Source organism: Flavobacterium aerium (assembly GCF_030766725.1).
In the GTDB taxonomy this organism is placed as follows: Bacteria; Bacteroidota; Bacteroidia; order Flavobacteriales; family Flavobacteriaceae; genus Flavobacterium; species Flavobacterium aerium.
The window spans coordinates 181,580-198,543 of sequence record NZ_JARQWR010000007.1 but is presented as its reverse complement, the minus strand read 5'-3'; the positions used below and the strand labels follow the sequence as shown (position 1 = coordinate 198,543).

The following is a 16,964-nucleotide window of genomic DNA, read 5'->3' as shown; positions in this document are numbered from 1 at the left end:
GGCTATTAGTTTTGGCTAGTTATTATGTTTACTGCATCAGATAATTCTGTCCAGGTAAGATTTAATTCGTTTAAAAAGAGTTGACCATCTTCAGTTAAACCATAATATTTTCTAGGAGGTCCTGAAGTAGATTCTTCCCATCTATAATTGAGAAGACCGTCATTTTTTAATCTCGTTAATAGTGGGTATATTGTTCCTTCTACTACAAGTAATTTAGCGCTTTTTAAGGTGTCTAATATTTCAGAAGTATATGCATCTTTTTCTTTTAATACCGATAGGATACAGAATTCTAAAATACCTTTTCGCATCTGGGCTTTGGTATTTTCAATGTTCATAGAATTTCTTTTTTAAGATTAAATAACTGTTCATTTTTTGATTGATGATTGATGATGATGATTGATTTTTTATTTTATAAAATTGATGGTCAAAGGATATTTGTACATCTCATTATTAGAAGCCTTGATTGCGGCATAAATGATAAGGATGAATTCGGCTAGCTTTAGAAAGAAGAAAATCATAATGGCTAATACAGCTACTAAAACAATTCCACTGATGTTTCCTAAATTCATTTGGTCGATTTCAATGTCATTCCCATTTATTATAGTATACAAATCGATATTTTTCAAAATTGTAAAAGCCAATATTGGTAAAGCAATAAGTGTTAAAAGAATCGTATAAATTAACAAACTCAGCTGGAAATTTAAAGCTTGTTTTCCATGATGATTAACCAATTCTGAATCTTTTTTGTACATATTCCAGATAATAACTGGAAATATATAATTCCCAAAAGGAATGAAATATTGAGTTAACAAGCTTAATTGCAGTACTGCAGCTAAATTTTTATTGTTTGTAGTTTCCATATATTAAAAGTATATAATATTATCTTATGCAAATATATGGCTAAAAAAAGGTATTATGCAAAACATAGTACTTATATTTAACATATTTTTAACAAATATAATGAAGCTATTTTTGTGTTCATTGAGGTTGAAGTATTGTGAAATAAGAGAAAATGATTTGTAGTTGTAATTCTTAAAAAAATGAACTTTAATTAGGATTTAGAGTCTACTATAAGAGAAATGCTATTCCTTTATAATGAATAAGAGTTGTTATTTAGAAGGAAATTGATTAACAGTAAATTGAGAAGAGACAAGCCTATTTATATTTGATAATTCACTATATTCGAAAAAAAAACAGCATATAATGGAGTTTACAGCTAAAAATCTTAATAAATTTTTATTCTTCAAATTGCCCTCAGCATTTATTTGCGGAGTACGCGTAAAACATATTGATGAAAAAGAATGTCTAGTAAGTGTGAAACACAGATGGATCAATCAAAATCCTTTTAATTCAATGTATTTTGCTGTTCAGGCTATGGCAGCCGAACTTTCTACGGGAGCATTAGTAATGTCGCAAATTCAGAAAAGCGGTAAGAAGATTTCTATGCTAGTTGCAAATAATAAAGGGAATTTTACAAAAAAAGCAACAGGAAGAATCTCGTTTGTTTGTAAGGATGGATATTTGATAGAAGAAGCAATCAAGAGAACAATTGAAACAGGAGAAGGACAAACGTTTTGGATGAAATCGATTGGTACTGATGAAAAAGGAGTACAAGTTTCGGAAATGGAATTTGAATGGAGCGTTAGAATAAAATAATTTATATTTTATAAATAATTGATTGAAATAACCTTGATTTTAAGAATAATGTTTTCTAATAGTATTATATTAAGTTAAACCTTACTTAAATCTCTTTTATAGGTGATTTTCAAAGTGTAAATTTGAAATAAAAAAGTATGAAAATTTTAATTACAGGGGCCACCGGTTTGATTGGAGAAGAGTTAGTTTCCCTGTTATTACAAAATGGCGTCAATATACATTATCTTACTACTTCCAAGAAAAAAATAGAAGACGAACCACAATACAAAGGGTTTTATTGGGATCCACAACAAGGTATTATAGATGAAAATTGTTTAATGGGTGTTGATGCGATAATCCATTTAGCTGGAGCAAGCATTTCAAAACGATGGACACGCTCTTACAAGCAGGAAATTATCGAAAGTCGTATTCTGTCTACCAATTTGCTTTTTAAGGCCTTAAAAAGCTCCCCACACCAAGTTACGCAGATTGTTTCGGCATCTGCTATCGGAATATACAAAGACAGTCTTACTGAAGTATATGACGAGAATAGTAAATCAATTGACGATTCGTTTTTGGGAAGTGTAGTTTTGAAATGGGAAGAATCTGTAGACAAGTTTAAAGTACTAAATATTAATGTCTGCAAACTTCGCACTGGACTAGTGATGTCTAAAAAAGGTGGAGCATTAGAAGCGATGGTTAAGCCTATCAAAATGGGTATGGGCGCTGTATTTGGATCAGGAAAACAATTCCAGTCCTGGATCCACATCCATGACTTGGCAGCATTGTACTATTTTGCTGTAGAGAAAAAATGGAGTGGTACTTTTAATGCGGTTTCCCCACAACCTGTTACGAATGAAATTCTAACGGTAGATATCGCGAGAGTATTAGAGAAGCCTTTATTTCTGCCACATATTCCAAGGTTCATGATGAAACTTATTTTAGGAGAAATGCATATGCTTCTATTTACAAGCCAAAATGTAAGTGCACAGAAAGTACTAGACAATGGGTTTATATTCAAATACAAAACTATTAATAAAGCATTAGATCACTTACTAGTATAGAATAAAAAAAGCTCCATAAATAATAAAGGAGCTTTTTCTAATTAATAAACAGTAAGATGAATTAATAAACTATTTCGATGCTTTAATGCTAATTTTTAATTCGATTTCGTCGTTAATATATTTGTTTCCTAAATCATCAAAGATTGATTTAGAACCAAAGTTAACATTCCAAAGCGTTCTGTTGATTGTAAAAGTTTCACTTACAATAGATACGTTATTACCATCAATAGTTACAGTCGCTGGGAATTTTACATTCTTTGTAACACCTTTCAATGTTAGATTTCCTTCAAGAGTAGATTTGCCTGCTTCTGCAGTAACTTTTGTCAGTTCAAATTTTCCTTCTGGGAATTTTTTCACATCAAAGAAATGATCTTCTTTTCCTTCAACGTTCCCTTTAAGGTGGTTTTCAAGAGCAGTTTTGTCATCTCCAGTTAAGTCAGTATCAGTGATAGAATTCATGTCAATGGTAAAATTACCCGTTTCAAGAACTCCATTATTTACAGAAACATCACCTTTAGAAAGACGAAGCGTTCCAGTATGTTTTCCATTCAATTTAGAACCAGTCCAATCGATTACAGATTCAGCTGTATTTACCGTAAATTTTGCAGCTGCTTCAGATGAGGCTTGAGTTTCAGAGGCTTCAGAGGTCTCTGCTTCTTTCGCTTTGTCATTTTTACATGCAACTGTTAAGGTCAAAGTTGCTAAAACAAATAAACTTAAAATGCTTTTTTTCATGGTTTTAAAGTTTGGTTCTTACAAATCTATCAAATCAATACGATAATCTTCTTAAAATTATATTAAAATTAAAACGTGACAATTTGACATTTTAATATAAATGGCAATGAATTTGCATGGACAAAATCACGATAAGAATATAGTTTAAAAATAAATATATAAAACATGAGCAATACCAATTCTGATAATATCAAGAAAGATCCCGTTACAGATGAAATCATTATGGATAATAATGAAAATGTAGAAACGAATGATACTGTTGAACTTAGTGTTGAAGAACAATTAAAAGAGGATTTAGCAAAAGAAAAAGATAAGTACTTAAGACTATTTGCTGAATTTGAAAACTATAAAAAAAGAACTTCAAAAGAACGTTTGGATTTATTCAAATCTGCGAACCAAGAAGTTTTACAAGCTTTATTACCAGTATTAGATGATTTTGACAGAGCAATTATTCAAATTTCAAAAACTGAAGATGAAGTTTTAATGAAAGGTGTGGAATTAATCCATTTGAAATTGAAAGATACTTTAGTTTCAAAAGGATTAGAAGAAGTAGAAGTAAGAGCAGGAGATGCATTCAATGCTGATTTTGCAGAAGCTATTACTCAAATACCTGCTCCAACAGCAGCATTAAAAGGTAAAATTGTAGACGTAATAGAAAAAGGATATAAACTGGGAGATAAGATCATTAGATTTCCTAAAGTTGTAATTGGACAATAATCTTTGCCAATAAATAATTGAAATAAAATGAAGAAAGATTTTTACGAGATATTAGGCATAAGCAAAAGTGCAACTGCAGCTGAAATAAAAAAGGCTTACAGAAAAAAAGCAATTGAATACCATCCTGACAAGAATCCAGGAAATAAAGAAGCTGAAGAAAGTTTCAAAATGGCAGCTGAAGCTTATGAAATTTTAAGTGATACTGACAAAAAGGCTCGTTATGACCAATACGGTCATGCTGCATTTAATGGCGGTGGAGGCGGTGGTTTCAATGGCGGCGGAATGAATATGGATGATATTTTCAGCCAATTTGGAGATATTTTCGGAAGCGCTTTTGGCGGTGGATTTAATGGTTTCAATGGCGGAGGCGGAGGTCAACGTCGTATGAAAGGAAGCAATTTGAGAATTAAAGTTAAATTGACTTTAGAAGAAATTGCCAATGGAGTAGAGAAAAAAGTAAAAGTCAAAAGAAAAGTTCAGGCAGCAGGTGTTAACTATAAAACATGTTCTACTTGTAATGGTTCTGGTCAAGTTACACGAGTAACAAACACTATATTAGGTAGAATGCAAACAGCAACTACTTGTAATACATGTGGCGGTACAGGACAAATCATCGATTCAAAACCAAATAATGCTGATGCACATGGAATGATCATGGAAGATGAGACGGTTTCAATCAAAATTCCAGCTGGAGTTGTGGATGGAATGCAGTTGAAAGTTTCAGGAAAAGGAAATGATGCACCAGGAGCCAACAATATCTCAGGAGACTTAATTGTAGCTATTGAAGAAATAGAACATGAGACATTAAAAAGAGAAGGTGAAAATTTACATTTAGATTTATACATCAGTTTTGCAGAAGCAGCTTTAGGAACGTCAAAAGATATTGAAGCTGTAAATGGTAAAGTGAGAATTAAATTGGAAGATGGAATTCAATCTGGGAAAATACTGAGATTGAAAGGAAAAGGTATTCCAAATATTAATGGATATGGAAGTGGAGATTTATTAGTACATATTAATGTATGGACTCCAAAAAACCTTTCAAAAGATCAACGCAAATTTTTCGAAGAAGCCCTTACAGATACAAATTTTATCCCAAATCCAGAAAAGAGCGAAAAATCTTTTTTTGAGAAAGTTAAGGATATGTTTTCGTAATGGTCTAAATTTTTTATACATTTGAATATCACTAGTTAAGCTAGTGATATTCTTTTTCATAGCAATTTTTCCCATCCTTGTGCAAATAAGGATGGGTTTTTTCTTTAATACCCCGTAAGTGCATGCAATAATTTTTTACATTTACAAAAATCATGAAATAGAATGAGTAATATACTTGAAGTCAAAAATGTTGTAAAACAATATGGCAGTTATGTTGCGCTTAATGACGTCTCTTTAACCGTTCCCAAAGGAAGTATTTATGGATTATTAGGTCCAAACGGTGCAGGAAAAACGTCTTTAATCCGAATAATAAACCAAATTACAATGCCAGATAGTGGAGAGGTATTGTTAGACGGTGAAAAACTACAACCCCATCACGTTCAAAATATAGGATATCTTCCAGAAGAACGTGGACTATATAAAACAATGAAAGTAGGAGAGCAGGCATTATATCTTGCTCAAATGAAAGGAATGTCCAAAGCTGAAGCCAAAAAACAATTAGAATATTGGTTTGAACGCTTAGAAATTGGAGATTGGTGGAATAAAAAAATTCAGGAACTTTCTAAAGGAATGGCACAAAAAATACAATTTGTGGTAACCGTTTTACATAAACCAAAATTATTAATCTTTGATGAACCATTTAGTGGATTCGATCCTGTAAATGCAAATCTGATTAAAGATGAAATTTTATTTTTGAGAGATCAAGGAGCAACAATTATTTTTTCTACGCACCGAATGGAAAGTGTAGAAGAATTGTGTGATAATATTATGTTGATTCATAAATCCAATAAATTAATTGAAGGAAAGCTGGACGATGTAAAGAAGCAATACAGAACCAATAGTTTTGAAATTGGACTTCTTGCACTAAATAAAGAAAAGGTCATGCTAGATTTACAAGAGAAGTTTGCCGTAACACCCGCTAGTTTTAAATCCTTAAATGACGATTTAAAATTAAATGTACAATTGAATGATAGAGGTACGTCAAATGATTTATTACAGTATTTGACAAGCCAAGGTCAGGTTACTCATTTTGTTGAGAAAATCCCAAGTGTTAATGATATTTTTATTCAAACAGTAAGTAATAAATAATGAGTATATTAACTTTAATAATAAAGCGAGAATTTATTGCCAAAGTGCGTAATAAATCCTTTATCGTAATGACATTCCTAAGCCCGTTATTGATTGTAGCAATGTCTGTTTTGATTGGATATTTAGCACATATGAATGAAGGAAATGTAAAGCAAATTGCAGTACATGACGCCTCAGGATTTTTCAAAGGAGATTTTAAAAACACAAAAGAAATTGCCTACCATGATGTATCGAGTAGCTCATTAGAATCGATTAAAGATTCTGTTGCAAAAGAGAAATATGAAGGAGTGATATATGTACCAAAATCATCAGACGTAAAGGCACTAGCAAAAAATATTCAGTACATATCAAACGATAGCCCTAGTTTATCTTTTATAGGATCAGTAGAACACATTGTTGAAGAAAAACTAACAAGAATAAATTTTGCAAATTCAGGATTAGACTACGATTTGGTAGAAAAAACTAGAGCAGATGTAAACATCGGTTTAAGTAAAATTTCTGGTGAAGAAAGCATAAAAGGACTGAATGAAATAAAATTAGCCATTGGAGTTTTCTTCGGATATCTTATTATGATGTTTATCATTATATATGGTAATATGGTGATGAGAAGTGTGATTGAGGAAAAAACAAACCGTATTATTGAGATTATTATTTCTTCGGTGAAGCCATTTCAATTAATGATGGGTAAAATTATTGGAACATCATTAGCAGGAATACTTCAATTTACAATTTGGGCTATTGTTGGATTCGTTTTACTCATTGGATTGTCTACATTTTTCGGAATTCAGCCCGGTCAAACGGCTTTGGTACAACCTGAAATGATGGATGCTGCCAAAGAAGGAATGAATTCTACAGCACAAATGTATTTAGCGGAGTTATGGAACTTACCCATCGCAACAATCTTAGTAGCCTTTTTAATCTATTTTATTGGAGGATACTTTTTATATAGTTCTTTCTATGCAGCAATTGGAGCAGCAGTAGATAGTGAAACAGATACACAACAATTTTTGTTACCAATACTTTTACCTTTAATGCTTGCTGTATATGTAGGTTTCTTAACGGTATTGAACGACCCACATGGAACTATTGCAACAGTATTCTCAATCGTACCACTTACATCACCCATTGTAATGATGATGCGTATTCCTTTTAGAGTGCCATGGTGGCAGTTAGCACTTTCCATTACACTTTTATTTGGAACGTTCTTTGCTGTAGTATGGTTCGCTGCAAAAATTTATAGAATAGGTATTTTAATGTATGGTAAAAAACCGACCTATAAAGAGTTATTTAAGTGGTTGAAATACTAAAATAAACGAATATGGAAAATGATATTATTGACTTATTTAAAGACATAATAAGTTTCAAAGTTATTGATACAAAAAATGTAGATCTTACTTTTGGGATTATTATTACCGTTATTTTAGTATTCATTTTCACCAGTTATATACTGAAGATTATTAGAAAAATTATAACTAAGAATCTTCCAGTCACTGATAAAAACAAGTTTATAAGCATATTCCAGTTTGTAAAATACATTGTGTACATCACGGTAATTATGTTTACACTAAATGCATCAGGGATCAACATCAATGTGTTTTTAACGGCTTCAGCAGCTATCTTTGTCGGATTAGGATTTGCATTACAACAATTATTTCAAGATATCATATCAGGAATATTAATAATTTTGGATCAATCTTTACATGTCGGTGATATTATTGAAGTAGATGGAAAAGTAAGTCGGGTAACCGAAATAAAATTACGATCTACAAGAGCAGTAACACGCAATGATAGAGTGATGATTATTCCAAATCATAAGTTCATGAATGATGTATTATTCAATTGGACACAAAACAGTAGTGTAATTCGCGAAAGCGTTGAAATAGGCGTAGCATACGGTTCTGACGTAGATTTGGTGAAAAAATTATTGATTGATGCAGCACTCGCTCAGGATGCCGTATTGAAAACGCCAGAGCCAATCGTTAATTTTGAGAACTTTGGAGATTCATCGTTGGATTTTGCTGTATATTTCTTTTTACCCGATGGATTTGTGGCACAACGTATAAAGAGTGATATTCGCTTTGAAATAAATAAACAATTCAACGACAATAAAATTTCAATTCCATTTCCTCAAAGAGATGTATATTTATATAATAAAAACCAAGAATAATGCCGAAAATTTTAATTATTGAAGACGAAGCAGCTATCAGGAGAGTTTTATCAAAGATACTTGCTGAAGAAAATGATACCTACCAGGTAGAAGATGCTGAAGATGGAATTATTGGATTAGAGAAAGTTAAGAATGAAGACTACGATTTAGTACTTTGTGATATTAAGATGCCAAAAATGGACGGTCTTGAAGTATTGGAAGCGATAAAAAAAATAAAACCAGAAATACCAGTGGTAATGATATCAGGACATGGTGATTTGGAAACTGCTGTAAATACTATGCGTTTAGGGGCATTTGATTATATCTCAAAACCACCAGATTTAAATCGATTATTAAATACGGTGCGTAATGCCTTAGACCGTAAAGAATTAATTGTAGAGAATAAATTACTGAAAAAGAAAGTCAGTAAAAATTACGAAATGATAGGGTCAAGTGAGCCCATCAATCATATTAAAGAAATGATTGAGAAAGTAGCCCGAACAGAAGCCCGCGTTTTGATTACAGGACCTAATGGTACTGGAAAGGAACTTGTGGCACATTGGTTACATGAAAAAAGTGAACGTTCAGCAGCACCGTTAGTAGAGGTGAACTGTGCAGCAATACCATCAGAATTAATTGAAAGTGAATTGTTTGGACATGTGAAAGGAGCTTTTACATCGGCAGTAAAAGATAGAGCAGGAAAGTTTGAAACAGCACACAAAGGAACTATTTTCCTCGATGAGATTGGTGATATGAGTATGCCAGCACAAGCAAAAGTACTACGCGTTTTACAGGAAAATACAATTTCACGTGTTGGAGGAGACAAGGACATTAAAGTAGATGTACGAGTATTCGCGGCAACCAATAAAGATTTAAAGGTTGAAATAGCTGAAGGACGTTTTAGAGAAGATTTATACCATCGACTAGCGGTAATATTAATTAAAGTACCCGCATTAAACGATCGTAGAGAAGACATTCCATTATTAGTGAACCATTTTGCACAGAAAATTGCATCTGAGCAAGGAACAGGTGTGAAACGCTTTTCAGATGATGCTATTGCACTATTAAAAGAATACGATTGGACTGGAAATATAAGAGAATTACGTAATGTTGTAGAGCGATTAATAATATTAGGAAGTCAGGAAATTACGGAGAACGACGTTAAATTGTTCGCGAGCAAGTAAAGTTGAATTTTAATTTAAAATTCAGAACTCAAAAAAGATCAAAATGTTTATAAAAAAAATGAATGAAAAGCTTTCATTAGCTTTAGAAGATATTGGCTTAGAGAAAGCAAACCCATTACAAAAAGCAATTTTTGGTACTATAAAAAGTGGAGCAGACTGTGTTGTGATTGCTCCTAAGAAAAGTGGAAAAACGACTGCAATTGTATTATCTGTAATACAGCAATTAGGAGAAGCTTTTGAAGAATCACCAAGAGCATTGATTATTGTTCAGGATAAAGTCAAAATGTTGGAGATGAAAGAACTTTTTGATCGATTAGGAGGATATACAGATCTAAGAGTATATGGCGTTCATGATCAAGGGAATACAGATTATGATAAAAACCACATTTCGGTAGGAATCGATGTGTTGATTGGAACACCAAATAAACTAAGTGAAATGTTTTCAACAGCTGGATATAATGTCAATAAATTGAAAATGTTTATTTTGGAAGATGTAGACACACTGTTGAAAAGCCGATTTGAAACAAAAATTGCTCGTATTTCAGAGAGTATGAATAAAACACAAAGACTATTCTTTGGAGAGCAAACCTCAGAGCGCGTTGAAATATTAGCCGATAGAATCCTTATTGAACCCAATTGGTTTGAAATGGAAATAGATGAAGAAGAGGACGACGAAGAGCAAGAAGCATAAATTATAAATAATAAAAGCGCCCAAGAGTATAAACTTTTGGGCGCTTTTTTATTTTATAACCCTTGGATAATCTAACCCTCGAATAATCTATCTATATTTGCCACTTCAAAAAAATAAACGATGATTTCAATAGACGCAATTTCAGTACAATTTGGTGGTACTACGCTTTTTAGTGATGTTTCATTTTCAATAAATGAAACAGATAAAATCGCTTTAATGGGTAAAAATGGAGCAGGAAAATCAACACTGCTTAAAATTATTGCTGGAGAAACAAAACCTTCAACAGGAAATATTTCTGCACCCAAAGATGCTGTAATAGCTTATTTACCACAACACTTATTAACGACTGATGGCGCAACAGTTTTTGAAGAAACATCAAAAGCATTTGGGACAATATTCAAAATGAAAGCAGAAATTGATGCTTTGAATGAAGAATTAACGGTTCGTACCGATTATGAAAGTGATGAATACTATAAAATCATTGAAAAAGTTTCTGAATTAAGCGAGAAATTCTATGCCATAGAAGAGGTGAATTATGAAGCGGAAGTTGAAAAAATTCTATTTGGTTTAGGCTTCGTTCGTGAAGATTTTGCACGTCAAACATCAGAATTCAGTGGTGGATGGAGAATGCGTATCGAATTAGCTAAGATTCTTTTGAAAAAACCAGATTTAATTCTTCTAGATGAGCCTACAAACCATATGGATATTGAAAGTATTCAATGGTTAGAAGATTTCTTATTGAACAGTGCAAAAGCAGTCGTTGTAATTTCACACGATAGAGCATTTGTAGATAATATTACCAATCGTACCATTGAAGTAACAATGGGAAGAATATACGATTATAAAGCAAAATACTCGCATTATTTAGAGTTGCGTAAAGATCGTAGAGCACATCAACAAAAAGCATTTGATGAGCAACAAAGAATGATTGCCGACAATATGGAATTTATTGATCGTTTTAAAGGGACGTATTCTAAAACATTACAAGTACAATCCCGTGTAAAAATGCTAGAGAAATTAAAGATTGTCGAAATTGATGAAGTAGACAGTTCGGCTTTACGTTTAAAATTTCCACCAGCGGCCCGTTCTGGTCAATATCCAGTAGTGGTGAAAGACTTATCAAAAGCCTATGGAGATCATGTGGTTTTTAAAGATGCAAACATTGTTATTGAACGAGGGGACAAAGTCGCTTTTGTAGGTAAAAATGGTGAAGGGAAATCGACAATGATCAAAGCGATCATGAATGAGATTGATTTTACAGGAAATCTAGAGATTGGACATAATGCACAGATTGGATATTTTGCCCAAAATCAAGCTGCATTATTGGATGAAAATCAAACAATATTTGAAACCATCGACTATATTGCTGTAGGTGACATTCGTACTAAAATAAAAGACATTTTAGGAGCATTTATGTTTCAAGGAGATGATGTAACGAAGAAGGTAAAAGTTCTTTCTGGAGGAGAAAAAACACGTTTAGCAATGATAAAATTATTGCTAGAGCCTGTGAATTTATTGATTCTGGATGAACCTTCAAATCACTTGGATATGAAAACAAAAGATATCATCAAAGATGCTTTAAAAGACTTTGATGGAACTTTAATTTTGGTATCGCACGATAGAGATTTCTTAGATGGATTGGCTACAAAAGTATTTGAGTTTGGGAACAAACGTGTGAAAGAACACTTTGAAGATATTAATGGTTTCTTGGCTCATAAGAAAATGGAAAACTTAAGAGAGATTGAGCGTAAAGCATAAACTCATTTCAACTATAAACAAAAAAGGCATTCTTAATGAATGCCTTTTTTTATTTGATCTCCAGATGCACAGGAATTTTAATTTTCTTTTTTAATCATACTATGATCTATGAGATGATAAAAATAAACGGTTTTTATCGTTCGGTAATTTATTTTTGTAAGGTTAATTTGTAAATAGAAGAATTCTGTGCGTCGGTATCATTATCCTCACAAAGAAGAAACTCCTTTTTGCCCTTTTCGTTTTTATAAAGTGTCAAACCCTCAAATTTATGTTCGCTGGTGATTTTTTGGGTAAAATCGATTTTCATTTTATCAATATCAATTGCACCAATAAAACTACCTAGAATTGCACCATCATCATATGTTGATTTTGTATCTTCAACAGTGGCCAGGAAATACAATTTATTATCCACTTTAATAGCATCAGTAAAAGTAGCTTCGACACCTTTTATCTTTGGCAATTTGAAATTTTTGTAGAGAACAGAATAATTAGTTTCTAAACTGGCTCCCTCAATTGTGAATACACCATTTTTACCTGTTCCGCCATTTCCACGTTGAAATAAATACCACGTTTCTCCTGTGAATACAGCCCCTTCAATATTAAAATCTTTAGGGTCAATAGAGCTGAAACTTTGTAATACAGCATATAAATCACTTAAGTCAGTGGAGGAAACAACAGCATTACTTTTTCGGTTATAATGAATTAGATTCGTTCGATTGGCTGTAGATCCCGAGCCAAAAAGATAAAGATCATCACCATAACTACAAAGTGCTTCAAAATCCGGTTTCAGGTTTTTAGGAATATTTTCGAAAACCAGATTTTCATTTTCTTCAAACAATAAGGTTTTATTCAAAGCCTTATCATCCATTTTATATTCATATAAATAGGCACTATTATCTGAAATTACATAAATAGAATTGTCCTTGTAGAAAAGTCCTGAAGCGGAGCCAATCCCTACAATTTGTACAAGAAGATCTAGGAAAAATTTATTCATTTCGTCTGTTACTTTTTTTAGATTTTAATTTCTGACTATAAATATATATATTTATAAATACAATTTCTTAAAAACAGGCGACTTATGAAAGCAATAAATCCAGATGATTTTAAAGTACACAATCCGATAGAACTTAAAAGAATTTCTACCAATTTAGAAATTGAAGCCTCTGAAAAAAAGAAGCAGAAATCATTAGAAAAAATATCGGATAAATTAAGTACACTGCAAGATAAAATGTATGCACATAATAAATACAGTGTTTTAGTATGCCTTCAAGGAATGGATACAGCAGGAAAAGACAGTCTGATTCGTGAAGTATTCAAAGAGTTTAATCCAAGAGGAGTAGTGGTTCATAGTTTCAAAACCCCTAATTCAACAGAACTGGAACACGATTACTTATGGCGCCATTACATTGCTTTGCCAGAAAGAGGGAAATTTGCTGTCTTTAATAGAACCCATTATGAAAATGTATTGGTAACAAGAGTACATCCAGAATATATTTTAAATGAAAATATACCCGAAATTAATACAGTAGAAGATATACCCGAAAATTTTTGGGAAAGAAGATACGAACAGATCAATAATTTTGAAAAGCATATTACTCAAAATGGAATGATTGTTTTGAAGTTCTTTTTACACTTAGGAAAAGAAGAACAAAGAGAACGATTAATTCGTCGTTTAGAAACAGAAAAACACAATTGGAAATTTTCACCCGGTGATTTGAAAGAAAGAGCATTATGGGATCAATACCAAGAGTATTATGAAGAAGCAATTAACAAGACCTCAAAACCACATGCTCCATGGTATATCATTCCAGCCGATAACAAAGAGACAGCCCGTTATATTGTAGCCAAAACAATTTATGAGGAATTGGCGAAATATACCGACATTAAAAATCCAGAGCTAGAGGAAGCTATAAAAGAAAATATTACAAAATATAGAAACAGTCTGAAAGAGGAAAAGTAAGAAAAGCGATTATTGAATTTCTTTTCTCATTAAAAAATTTGTCAGCATCACATCACCTATCTGAACCTGTTGCTCTTTGATGACGGTATAACCTGCACGATCAAAGAAAGGTCTTGCTGTAAGGCTAATATCAGACGTTATAGCGGTTATATTATGCTGTTTGGCATATTGTTCTGCTTCTGCCAACAAAAGCGAAGCAAGGCCTCTACGTTGGAAATTATAATGAACATACATAGAGTGTAAATATCCTTTTGCATTAATAGAAGTAAATCCGACCATTTCATGATGCTCATTCTCGGCAATGATAAAATCAAGGTCACTATGATATAGTTCTTCCCAACGGGCTAAATTGGCTTTTTGCTGCCAAGCCTGAATTTGTTGAGGAGTATAATCACGAATATTGACATGGCTTGTAGTTGCTATAAATAGAGCAAATAATTGAGGGATATCGGAGACTTCAGCCTTTCGGAGCGTAAACATTATAACGATTTTTTTGAAGGGGCAAGATATAAAAAAAGGCTGTCTTTTCAGACAACCTTTTTTTGGGAAGTATTAAAAATTATAATTTAAATCCATATGCTAGACGCAATGCCACTTGGCCTGCATCAAATTTCCCATAGTCTTCGTAACGTACACTGATGTCAATGTATTTCGTCGCAAAACCAAGACCTGGCGCCCATAAGAATGTAGTTTGGTTTGTGTTCGTTACACCGATACCGGCACCCACTTCACCAAATCCATAGAAACGGTCTCCAAAGAATGTTTTAAAACCTACTTTAGCTGGAATAAAACCTAAATCGGGAGTGTCTTTTTTTCCAAACAAATGAGTATAACCTGTAGTTCCAATTAACGACATTTTTTTAGTTAGGTCATATTGAACTCTACCATCAATTCCTAAACCTACGCTAAAATCATCTGATGTTGTTGCACCTACATTCGCACCGAATCCTAAACGGAATCCTTTTTCGTAATCTTGCGCTTTTACATTAGCTGTAAAAAAGATTGAAAAAGCTAATAATAATAAACCGGTAATTTTTCTTGTACTTGTCATTTTAAAATAGATTTAATGTTGTCCAAAAGTCTACTTTACAAAAACCTGACCACTTTTATTTTTTAGTACTAAAAAAATTATTGTGTAGAAAGGCAAATATTTTTTTTATCCATATAAAAGCCCCTAAGAACGTTTTAACATAGTTTAACGCCGGAAATTTGGAATCAGCTTCTCTGAGGTTATATTGTCCCTAATTAGTAATCAAAATTAAATTAAAATGACAACTATTCAAGAGTACACGCAACAAAAACAGATGCCTAAAGATTTACAAAAAGAGGTAGTCACTTTTTTGCATCGGAGTCTTCAAGAATACGGTGATCCTCAAAATGAGATTAATAAGGCAATTGACTATTCTTTAAATGTAACCAATACTACCGCAGGTGGATTTGTTCTGGTAGCAACCATTGAAGATAAAATAGTAGGTGCAGTAGTAGTAAATGAAACGGGAATGAAAGATTATATTCCTGAAAATATTCTAGTTTATATTGCTACTGATGAAGCCTATCGAGGGAAAGGGATTGGTAAAGCATTGATGCAGAAAGCAATGGATGTTTCACAAGGAAATATTGCATTACATGTTGAACCGAATAATCCAGCAATCAAATTATATGAAAAGCTAGGATTTACAAATAAGTATCTTGAAATGAGATATATAAAATAAAAAAAATGGCATTTATAACATTAGATAAAAACAAATTAAAAAACAATTTCAATTTCTTAAAGACTTTTTTTAGTGAACAAAAAATAGAATGGTCTATTGTGACTAAAATTTTATGTGGAAATAAAAAGTATTTAGAGGAATTACTCAATTTGGGGATTAAGCAATACTCGGATTCCCGTATTTCAAATCTGAAAACGATCAAGACACTAGATGCAAATGCAGAAACTATTTATATTAAACCACCTGCAAAAGGGGTAATTAAAGAAGTCGTACAATATGCAGATGTAAGTATGAATACCGATTTTAATACCATCAAAATGCTTTCGGAAGAAGCACAGAAACAAGGTAAAGTGCATCGTATCATTATTATGATTGATTTAGGAGAATTGAGAGAAGGTGTAATGCGAGAAGACTTTGTTGCCTTTTATTCCTCAGTATTCCAAATGAAAAATATAAAAGTAGAAGGATTGGGAACAAACCTTTCATGTTTGTATGGGATATTACCCAATAACGATAAGCTCATCCAATTAAGTTTGTATAAACAATTGGTAGAAGCGAAGTTTAATGTTGAGATTCCGTACATATCCGGAGGATCATCTGTAACGATTCCATTGATTTATCAGAATCTATTACCCAAAGGTATTAATCATTTCCGAGTAGGAGAGACCCTATTCATGGGTACCGATCCATATAATAATAAACCGTATAAATCCATGGAGAATGATGTGTTTAAGCTCTATGCAGAAATTATTGAACTCTATGAAAAACCTTTGGTTCCTTCGGGAGAATTAGGGAAGAATATGGAAGGTAACACCTATACATTTGATGAAGATAATATAGGGAAATCAACCTATAGAGCGATCATTGACTTAGGATTATTGGATATCGATATCGAACATTTTAATCCTACCGATAAACGTATTAAATATGCAGGAGCAACTTCAGATATGGTTGTTTTAGATCTAGGCGATAATGATCAAAAGTACAAAGTAGGTGGGCTGATTGAATTTACTATGGATTATATGGGAATTGTACGAATTATGAATTCGAAATACATAGAAAAGAAAATTATTAATTAATCTATAGGGACCATTTTAACCAAGACGAATAGCTACCTTTGC

At 32.4% G+C, this 16,964-nt stretch carries 19 protein-coding genes; 13 read left to right on the top strand and 6 right to left on the bottom strand.

Annotation, left to right across the window (positions count from 1 at the left end; translation table 11 throughout):
• Positions 1-5 precede the first annotated feature (5 nt).
• On the bottom strand, positions 6-335 hold the full coding sequence (locus tag P6733_RS11365; RefSeq protein WP_306353016.1) for a PadR family transcriptional regulator: 330 nt from the start codon (positions 333-335) through the stop codon (positions 6-8).
• Positions 336-404: 69 nt separating this feature from the next.
• Positions 405-860, bottom strand: coding sequence for a DUF4870 domain-containing protein (locus P6733_RS11360; protein WP_306353015.1), 456 nt, complete (start codon positions 858-860; stop codon positions 405-407).
• 343 nt (positions 861-1,203) lie between these two features.
• Here P6733_RS11360 and P6733_RS11355 point away from each other — a divergent pair, with 343 nt between their 5' ends.
• Together P6733_RS11355 and P6733_RS11350 are read left to right on the top strand one after the other, a co-directional pair.
• Positions 1,204-1,656 carry a DUF4442 domain-containing protein gene (locus P6733_RS11355; protein WP_306353014.1) on the top strand — a complete coding sequence of 151 codons (453 nt, stop codon included), beginning with the start codon at positions 1,204-1,206 and terminating at the stop codon, positions 1,654-1,656.
• 137 nt (positions 1,657-1,793) lie between these two features.
• Positions 1,794-2,699 (top strand): TIGR01777 family oxidoreductase, encoded by a 906-nt coding sequence (locus P6733_RS11350; protein ID WP_306353013.1) that lies wholly within the window; start codon positions 1,794-1,796, stop codon positions 2,697-2,699.
• A 69-nt stretch (positions 2,700-2,768) separates the two neighbouring features.
• Here the strand turns inward: P6733_RS11350 and P6733_RS11345 are convergent, their stop codons facing one another.
• Positions 2,769-3,434: a YceI family protein gene (locus P6733_RS11345; protein ID WP_306353012.1), complete on the bottom strand. Its 666-nt coding sequence runs from the start codon at positions 3,432-3,434 to the stop codon at positions 2,769-2,771.
• 222 nt (positions 3,435-3,656) lie between these two features.
• Here P6733_RS11345 and P6733_RS11340 point away from each other — a divergent pair, with 222 nt between their 5' ends.
• From P6733_RS11340 to P6733_RS11305, 8 genes are all read left to right on the top strand, one after another.
• Positions 3,657-4,151: a nucleotide exchange factor GrpE gene (locus tag P6733_RS11340; protein ID WP_372339302.1), complete on the top strand. Its 495-nt coding sequence runs from the start codon at positions 3,657-3,659 to the stop codon at positions 4,149-4,151.
• 27 nt (positions 4,152-4,178) lie between these two features.
• Complete coding sequence (dnaJ, locus tag P6733_RS11335) at positions 4,179-5,303, top strand: molecular chaperone DnaJ (RefSeq protein ID WP_306353010.1); 1,125 nt, start codon at positions 4,179-4,181, stop codon at positions 5,301-5,303.
• A gap of 162 nt (positions 5,304-5,465) precedes the next feature.
• Positions 5,466-6,392 carry an ABC transporter ATP-binding protein gene (locus P6733_RS11330; protein ID WP_306353009.1) on the top strand — a complete coding sequence of 309 codons (927 nt, stop codon included), beginning with the start codon at positions 5,466-5,468 and terminating at the stop codon, positions 6,390-6,392.
• Positions 6,392-7,699: an ABC transporter permease gene (locus P6733_RS11325; RefSeq protein WP_306353008.1), complete on the top strand. Its 1,308-nt coding sequence runs from the start codon at positions 6,392-6,394 to the stop codon at positions 7,697-7,699. Before P6733_RS11330 ends, P6733_RS11325 begins: the two co-directional genes overlap by 1 nt.
• A gap of 11 nt (positions 7,700-7,710) precedes the next feature.
• On the top strand, positions 7,711-8,559 hold the full coding sequence (locus P6733_RS11320; RefSeq protein ID WP_306353007.1) for a mechanosensitive ion channel family protein: 849 nt from the start codon (positions 7,711-7,713) through the stop codon (positions 8,557-8,559).
• A complete protein-coding gene (locus tag P6733_RS11315; RefSeq protein ID WP_306353006.1) occupies positions 8,559-9,722 on the top strand; it encodes a sigma-54-dependent transcriptional regulator in 1,164 nt (387 codons plus the stop codon). The genes P6733_RS11320 and P6733_RS11315 overlap by 1 nt, the downstream gene beginning before the upstream one ends.
• 43 nt (positions 9,723-9,765) lie before the next feature.
• Positions 9,766-10,413 (top strand): DEAD/DEAH box helicase, encoded by a 648-nt coding sequence (locus tag P6733_RS11310; RefSeq protein WP_306353005.1) that lies wholly within the window; start codon positions 9,766-9,768, stop codon positions 10,411-10,413.
• Positions 10,414-10,533: 120 nt separating this feature from the next.
• Positions 10,534-12,171: an ABC-F family ATP-binding cassette domain-containing protein gene (locus P6733_RS11305; RefSeq protein WP_306353004.1), complete on the top strand. Its 1,638-nt coding sequence runs from the start codon at positions 10,534-10,536 to the stop codon at positions 12,169-12,171.
• Positions 12,172-12,319: 148 nt separating this feature from the next.
• Here P6733_RS11305 and P6733_RS11300 read toward each other — a convergent pair whose 3' ends face one another.
• Positions 12,320-13,165 (bottom strand): DUF6929 family protein, encoded by an 846-nt coding sequence (locus P6733_RS11300; protein WP_306353003.1) that lies wholly within the window; start codon positions 13,163-13,165, stop codon positions 12,320-12,322.
• 84 nt (positions 13,166-13,249) lie between these two features.
• On the opposite strand from P6733_RS11300, the gene P6733_RS11295 reads away from it, so the two are divergent.
• Positions 13,250-14,131: a PPK2 family polyphosphate kinase gene (locus P6733_RS11295; RefSeq protein ID WP_306353002.1), complete on the top strand. Its 882-nt coding sequence runs from the start codon at positions 13,250-13,252 to the stop codon at positions 14,129-14,131.
• Positions 14,132-14,140: 9 nt separating this feature from the next.
• Here P6733_RS11295 and P6733_RS11290 read toward each other — a convergent pair whose 3' ends face one another.
• Entirely contained in the window at positions 14,141-14,611 is a 471-nt protein-coding gene (locus tag P6733_RS11290) for a GNAT family N-acetyltransferase (RefSeq protein WP_306353001.1), read from the bottom strand.
• 79 nt (positions 14,612-14,690) lie between these two features.
• Positions 14,691-15,182, bottom strand: a complete 492-nt coding sequence (locus P6733_RS11285) for a hypothetical protein (protein ID WP_306353000.1) — start codon at positions 15,180-15,182, stop codon at positions 14,691-14,693.
• Positions 15,183-15,399: 217 nt separating this feature from the next.
• Here P6733_RS11285 and P6733_RS11280 point away from each other — a divergent pair, with 217 nt between their 5' ends.
• Both P6733_RS11280 and P6733_RS11275 read left to right on the top strand, forming a co-directional pair.
• Positions 15,400-15,843 carry a GNAT family N-acetyltransferase gene (locus tag P6733_RS11280; protein ID WP_306352999.1) on the top strand — a complete coding sequence of 148 codons (444 nt, stop codon included), beginning with the start codon at positions 15,400-15,402 and terminating at the stop codon, positions 15,841-15,843.
• 5 nt (positions 15,844-15,848) lie between these two features.
• The gene (locus P6733_RS11275) at positions 15,849-16,922 is read left to right on the top strand and encodes an alanine/ornithine racemase family PLP-dependent enzyme (RefSeq protein ID WP_306352998.1); all 1,074 of its coding nucleotides are present in this window, start codon (positions 15,849-15,851) and stop codon (positions 16,920-16,922) included.
• The last annotated feature ends 42 nt before the right edge of the window (positions 16,923-16,964 follow it).

What these genes read in the sequence shown, in the direction of transcription:
- P6733_RS11345 (WP_306353012.1), bottom strand. Translation starts at nt 3,434, where the DNA reads ATGAAAAAAAGCATTTTAAGTTTATTTGTTTTAGCAACTTTGACCTTA.
- P6733_RS11330 (WP_306353009.1), top strand. Translation starts at nt 5,466, where the DNA reads ATGAGTAATATACTTGAAGTCAAAAATGTTGTAAAACAATATGGCAGT.
- P6733_RS11350 (WP_306353013.1), top strand. Translation starts at nt 1,794, where the DNA reads ATGAAAATTTTAATTACAGGGGCCACCGGTTTGATTGGAGAAGAGTTA.
- P6733_RS11320 (WP_306353007.1), top strand. Translation starts at nt 7,711, where the DNA reads ATGGAAAATGATATTATTGACTTATTTAAAGACATAATAAGTTTCAAA.
- P6733_RS11305 (WP_306353004.1), top strand. Translation starts at nt 10,534, where the DNA reads ATGATTTCAATAGACGCAATTTCAGTACAATTTGGTGGTACTACGCTT.
- P6733_RS11295 (WP_306353002.1), top strand. Translation starts at nt 13,250, where the DNA reads ATGAAAGCAATAAATCCAGATGATTTTAAAGTACACAATCCGATAGAA.
- P6733_RS11360 (WP_306353015.1), bottom strand. Translation starts at nt 860, where the DNA reads ATGGAAACTACAAACAATAAAAATTTAGCTGCAGTACTGCAATTAAGC.
- P6733_RS11285 (WP_306353000.1), bottom strand. Translation starts at nt 15,182, where the DNA reads ATGACAAGTACAAGAAAAATTACCGGTTTATTATTATTAGCTTTTTCA.
- P6733_RS11365 (WP_306353016.1), bottom strand. Translation starts at nt 335, where the DNA reads ATGAACATTGAAAATACCAAAGCCCAGATGCGAAAAGGTATTTTAGAA.
- P6733_RS11290 (WP_306353001.1), bottom strand. Translation starts at nt 14,611, where the DNA reads ATGTTTACGCTCCGAAAGGCTGAAGTCTCCGATATCCCTCAATTATTT.
- dnaJ (WP_306353010.1), top strand. Translation starts at nt 4,179, where the DNA reads ATGAAGAAAGATTTTTACGAGATATTAGGCATAAGCAAAAGTGCAACT.
- P6733_RS11340 (WP_372339302.1), top strand. Translation starts at nt 3,657, where the DNA reads ATGGATAATAATGAAAATGTAGAAACGAATGATACTGTTGAACTTAGT.
- P6733_RS11310 (WP_306353005.1), top strand. Translation starts at nt 9,766, where the DNA reads ATGTTTATAAAAAAAATGAATGAAAAGCTTTCATTAGCTTTAGAAGAT.
- P6733_RS11325 (WP_306353008.1), top strand. Translation starts at nt 6,392, where the DNA reads ATGAGTATATTAACTTTAATAATAAAGCGAGAATTTATTGCCAAAGTG.
- P6733_RS11280 (WP_306352999.1), top strand. Translation starts at nt 15,400, where the DNA reads ATGACAACTATTCAAGAGTACACGCAACAAAAACAGATGCCTAAAGAT.
- P6733_RS11315 (WP_306353006.1), top strand. Translation starts at nt 8,559, where the DNA reads ATGCCGAAAATTTTAATTATTGAAGACGAAGCAGCTATCAGGAGAGTT.
- P6733_RS11355 (WP_306353014.1), top strand. Translation starts at nt 1,204, where the DNA reads ATGGAGTTTACAGCTAAAAATCTTAATAAATTTTTATTCTTCAAATTG.
- P6733_RS11300 (WP_306353003.1), bottom strand. Translation starts at nt 13,165, where the DNA reads ATGAATAAATTTTTCCTAGATCTTCTTGTACAAATTGTAGGGATTGGC.
- P6733_RS11275 (WP_306352998.1), top strand. Translation starts at nt 15,849, where the DNA reads ATGGCATTTATAACATTAGATAAAAACAAATTAAAAAACAATTTCAAT.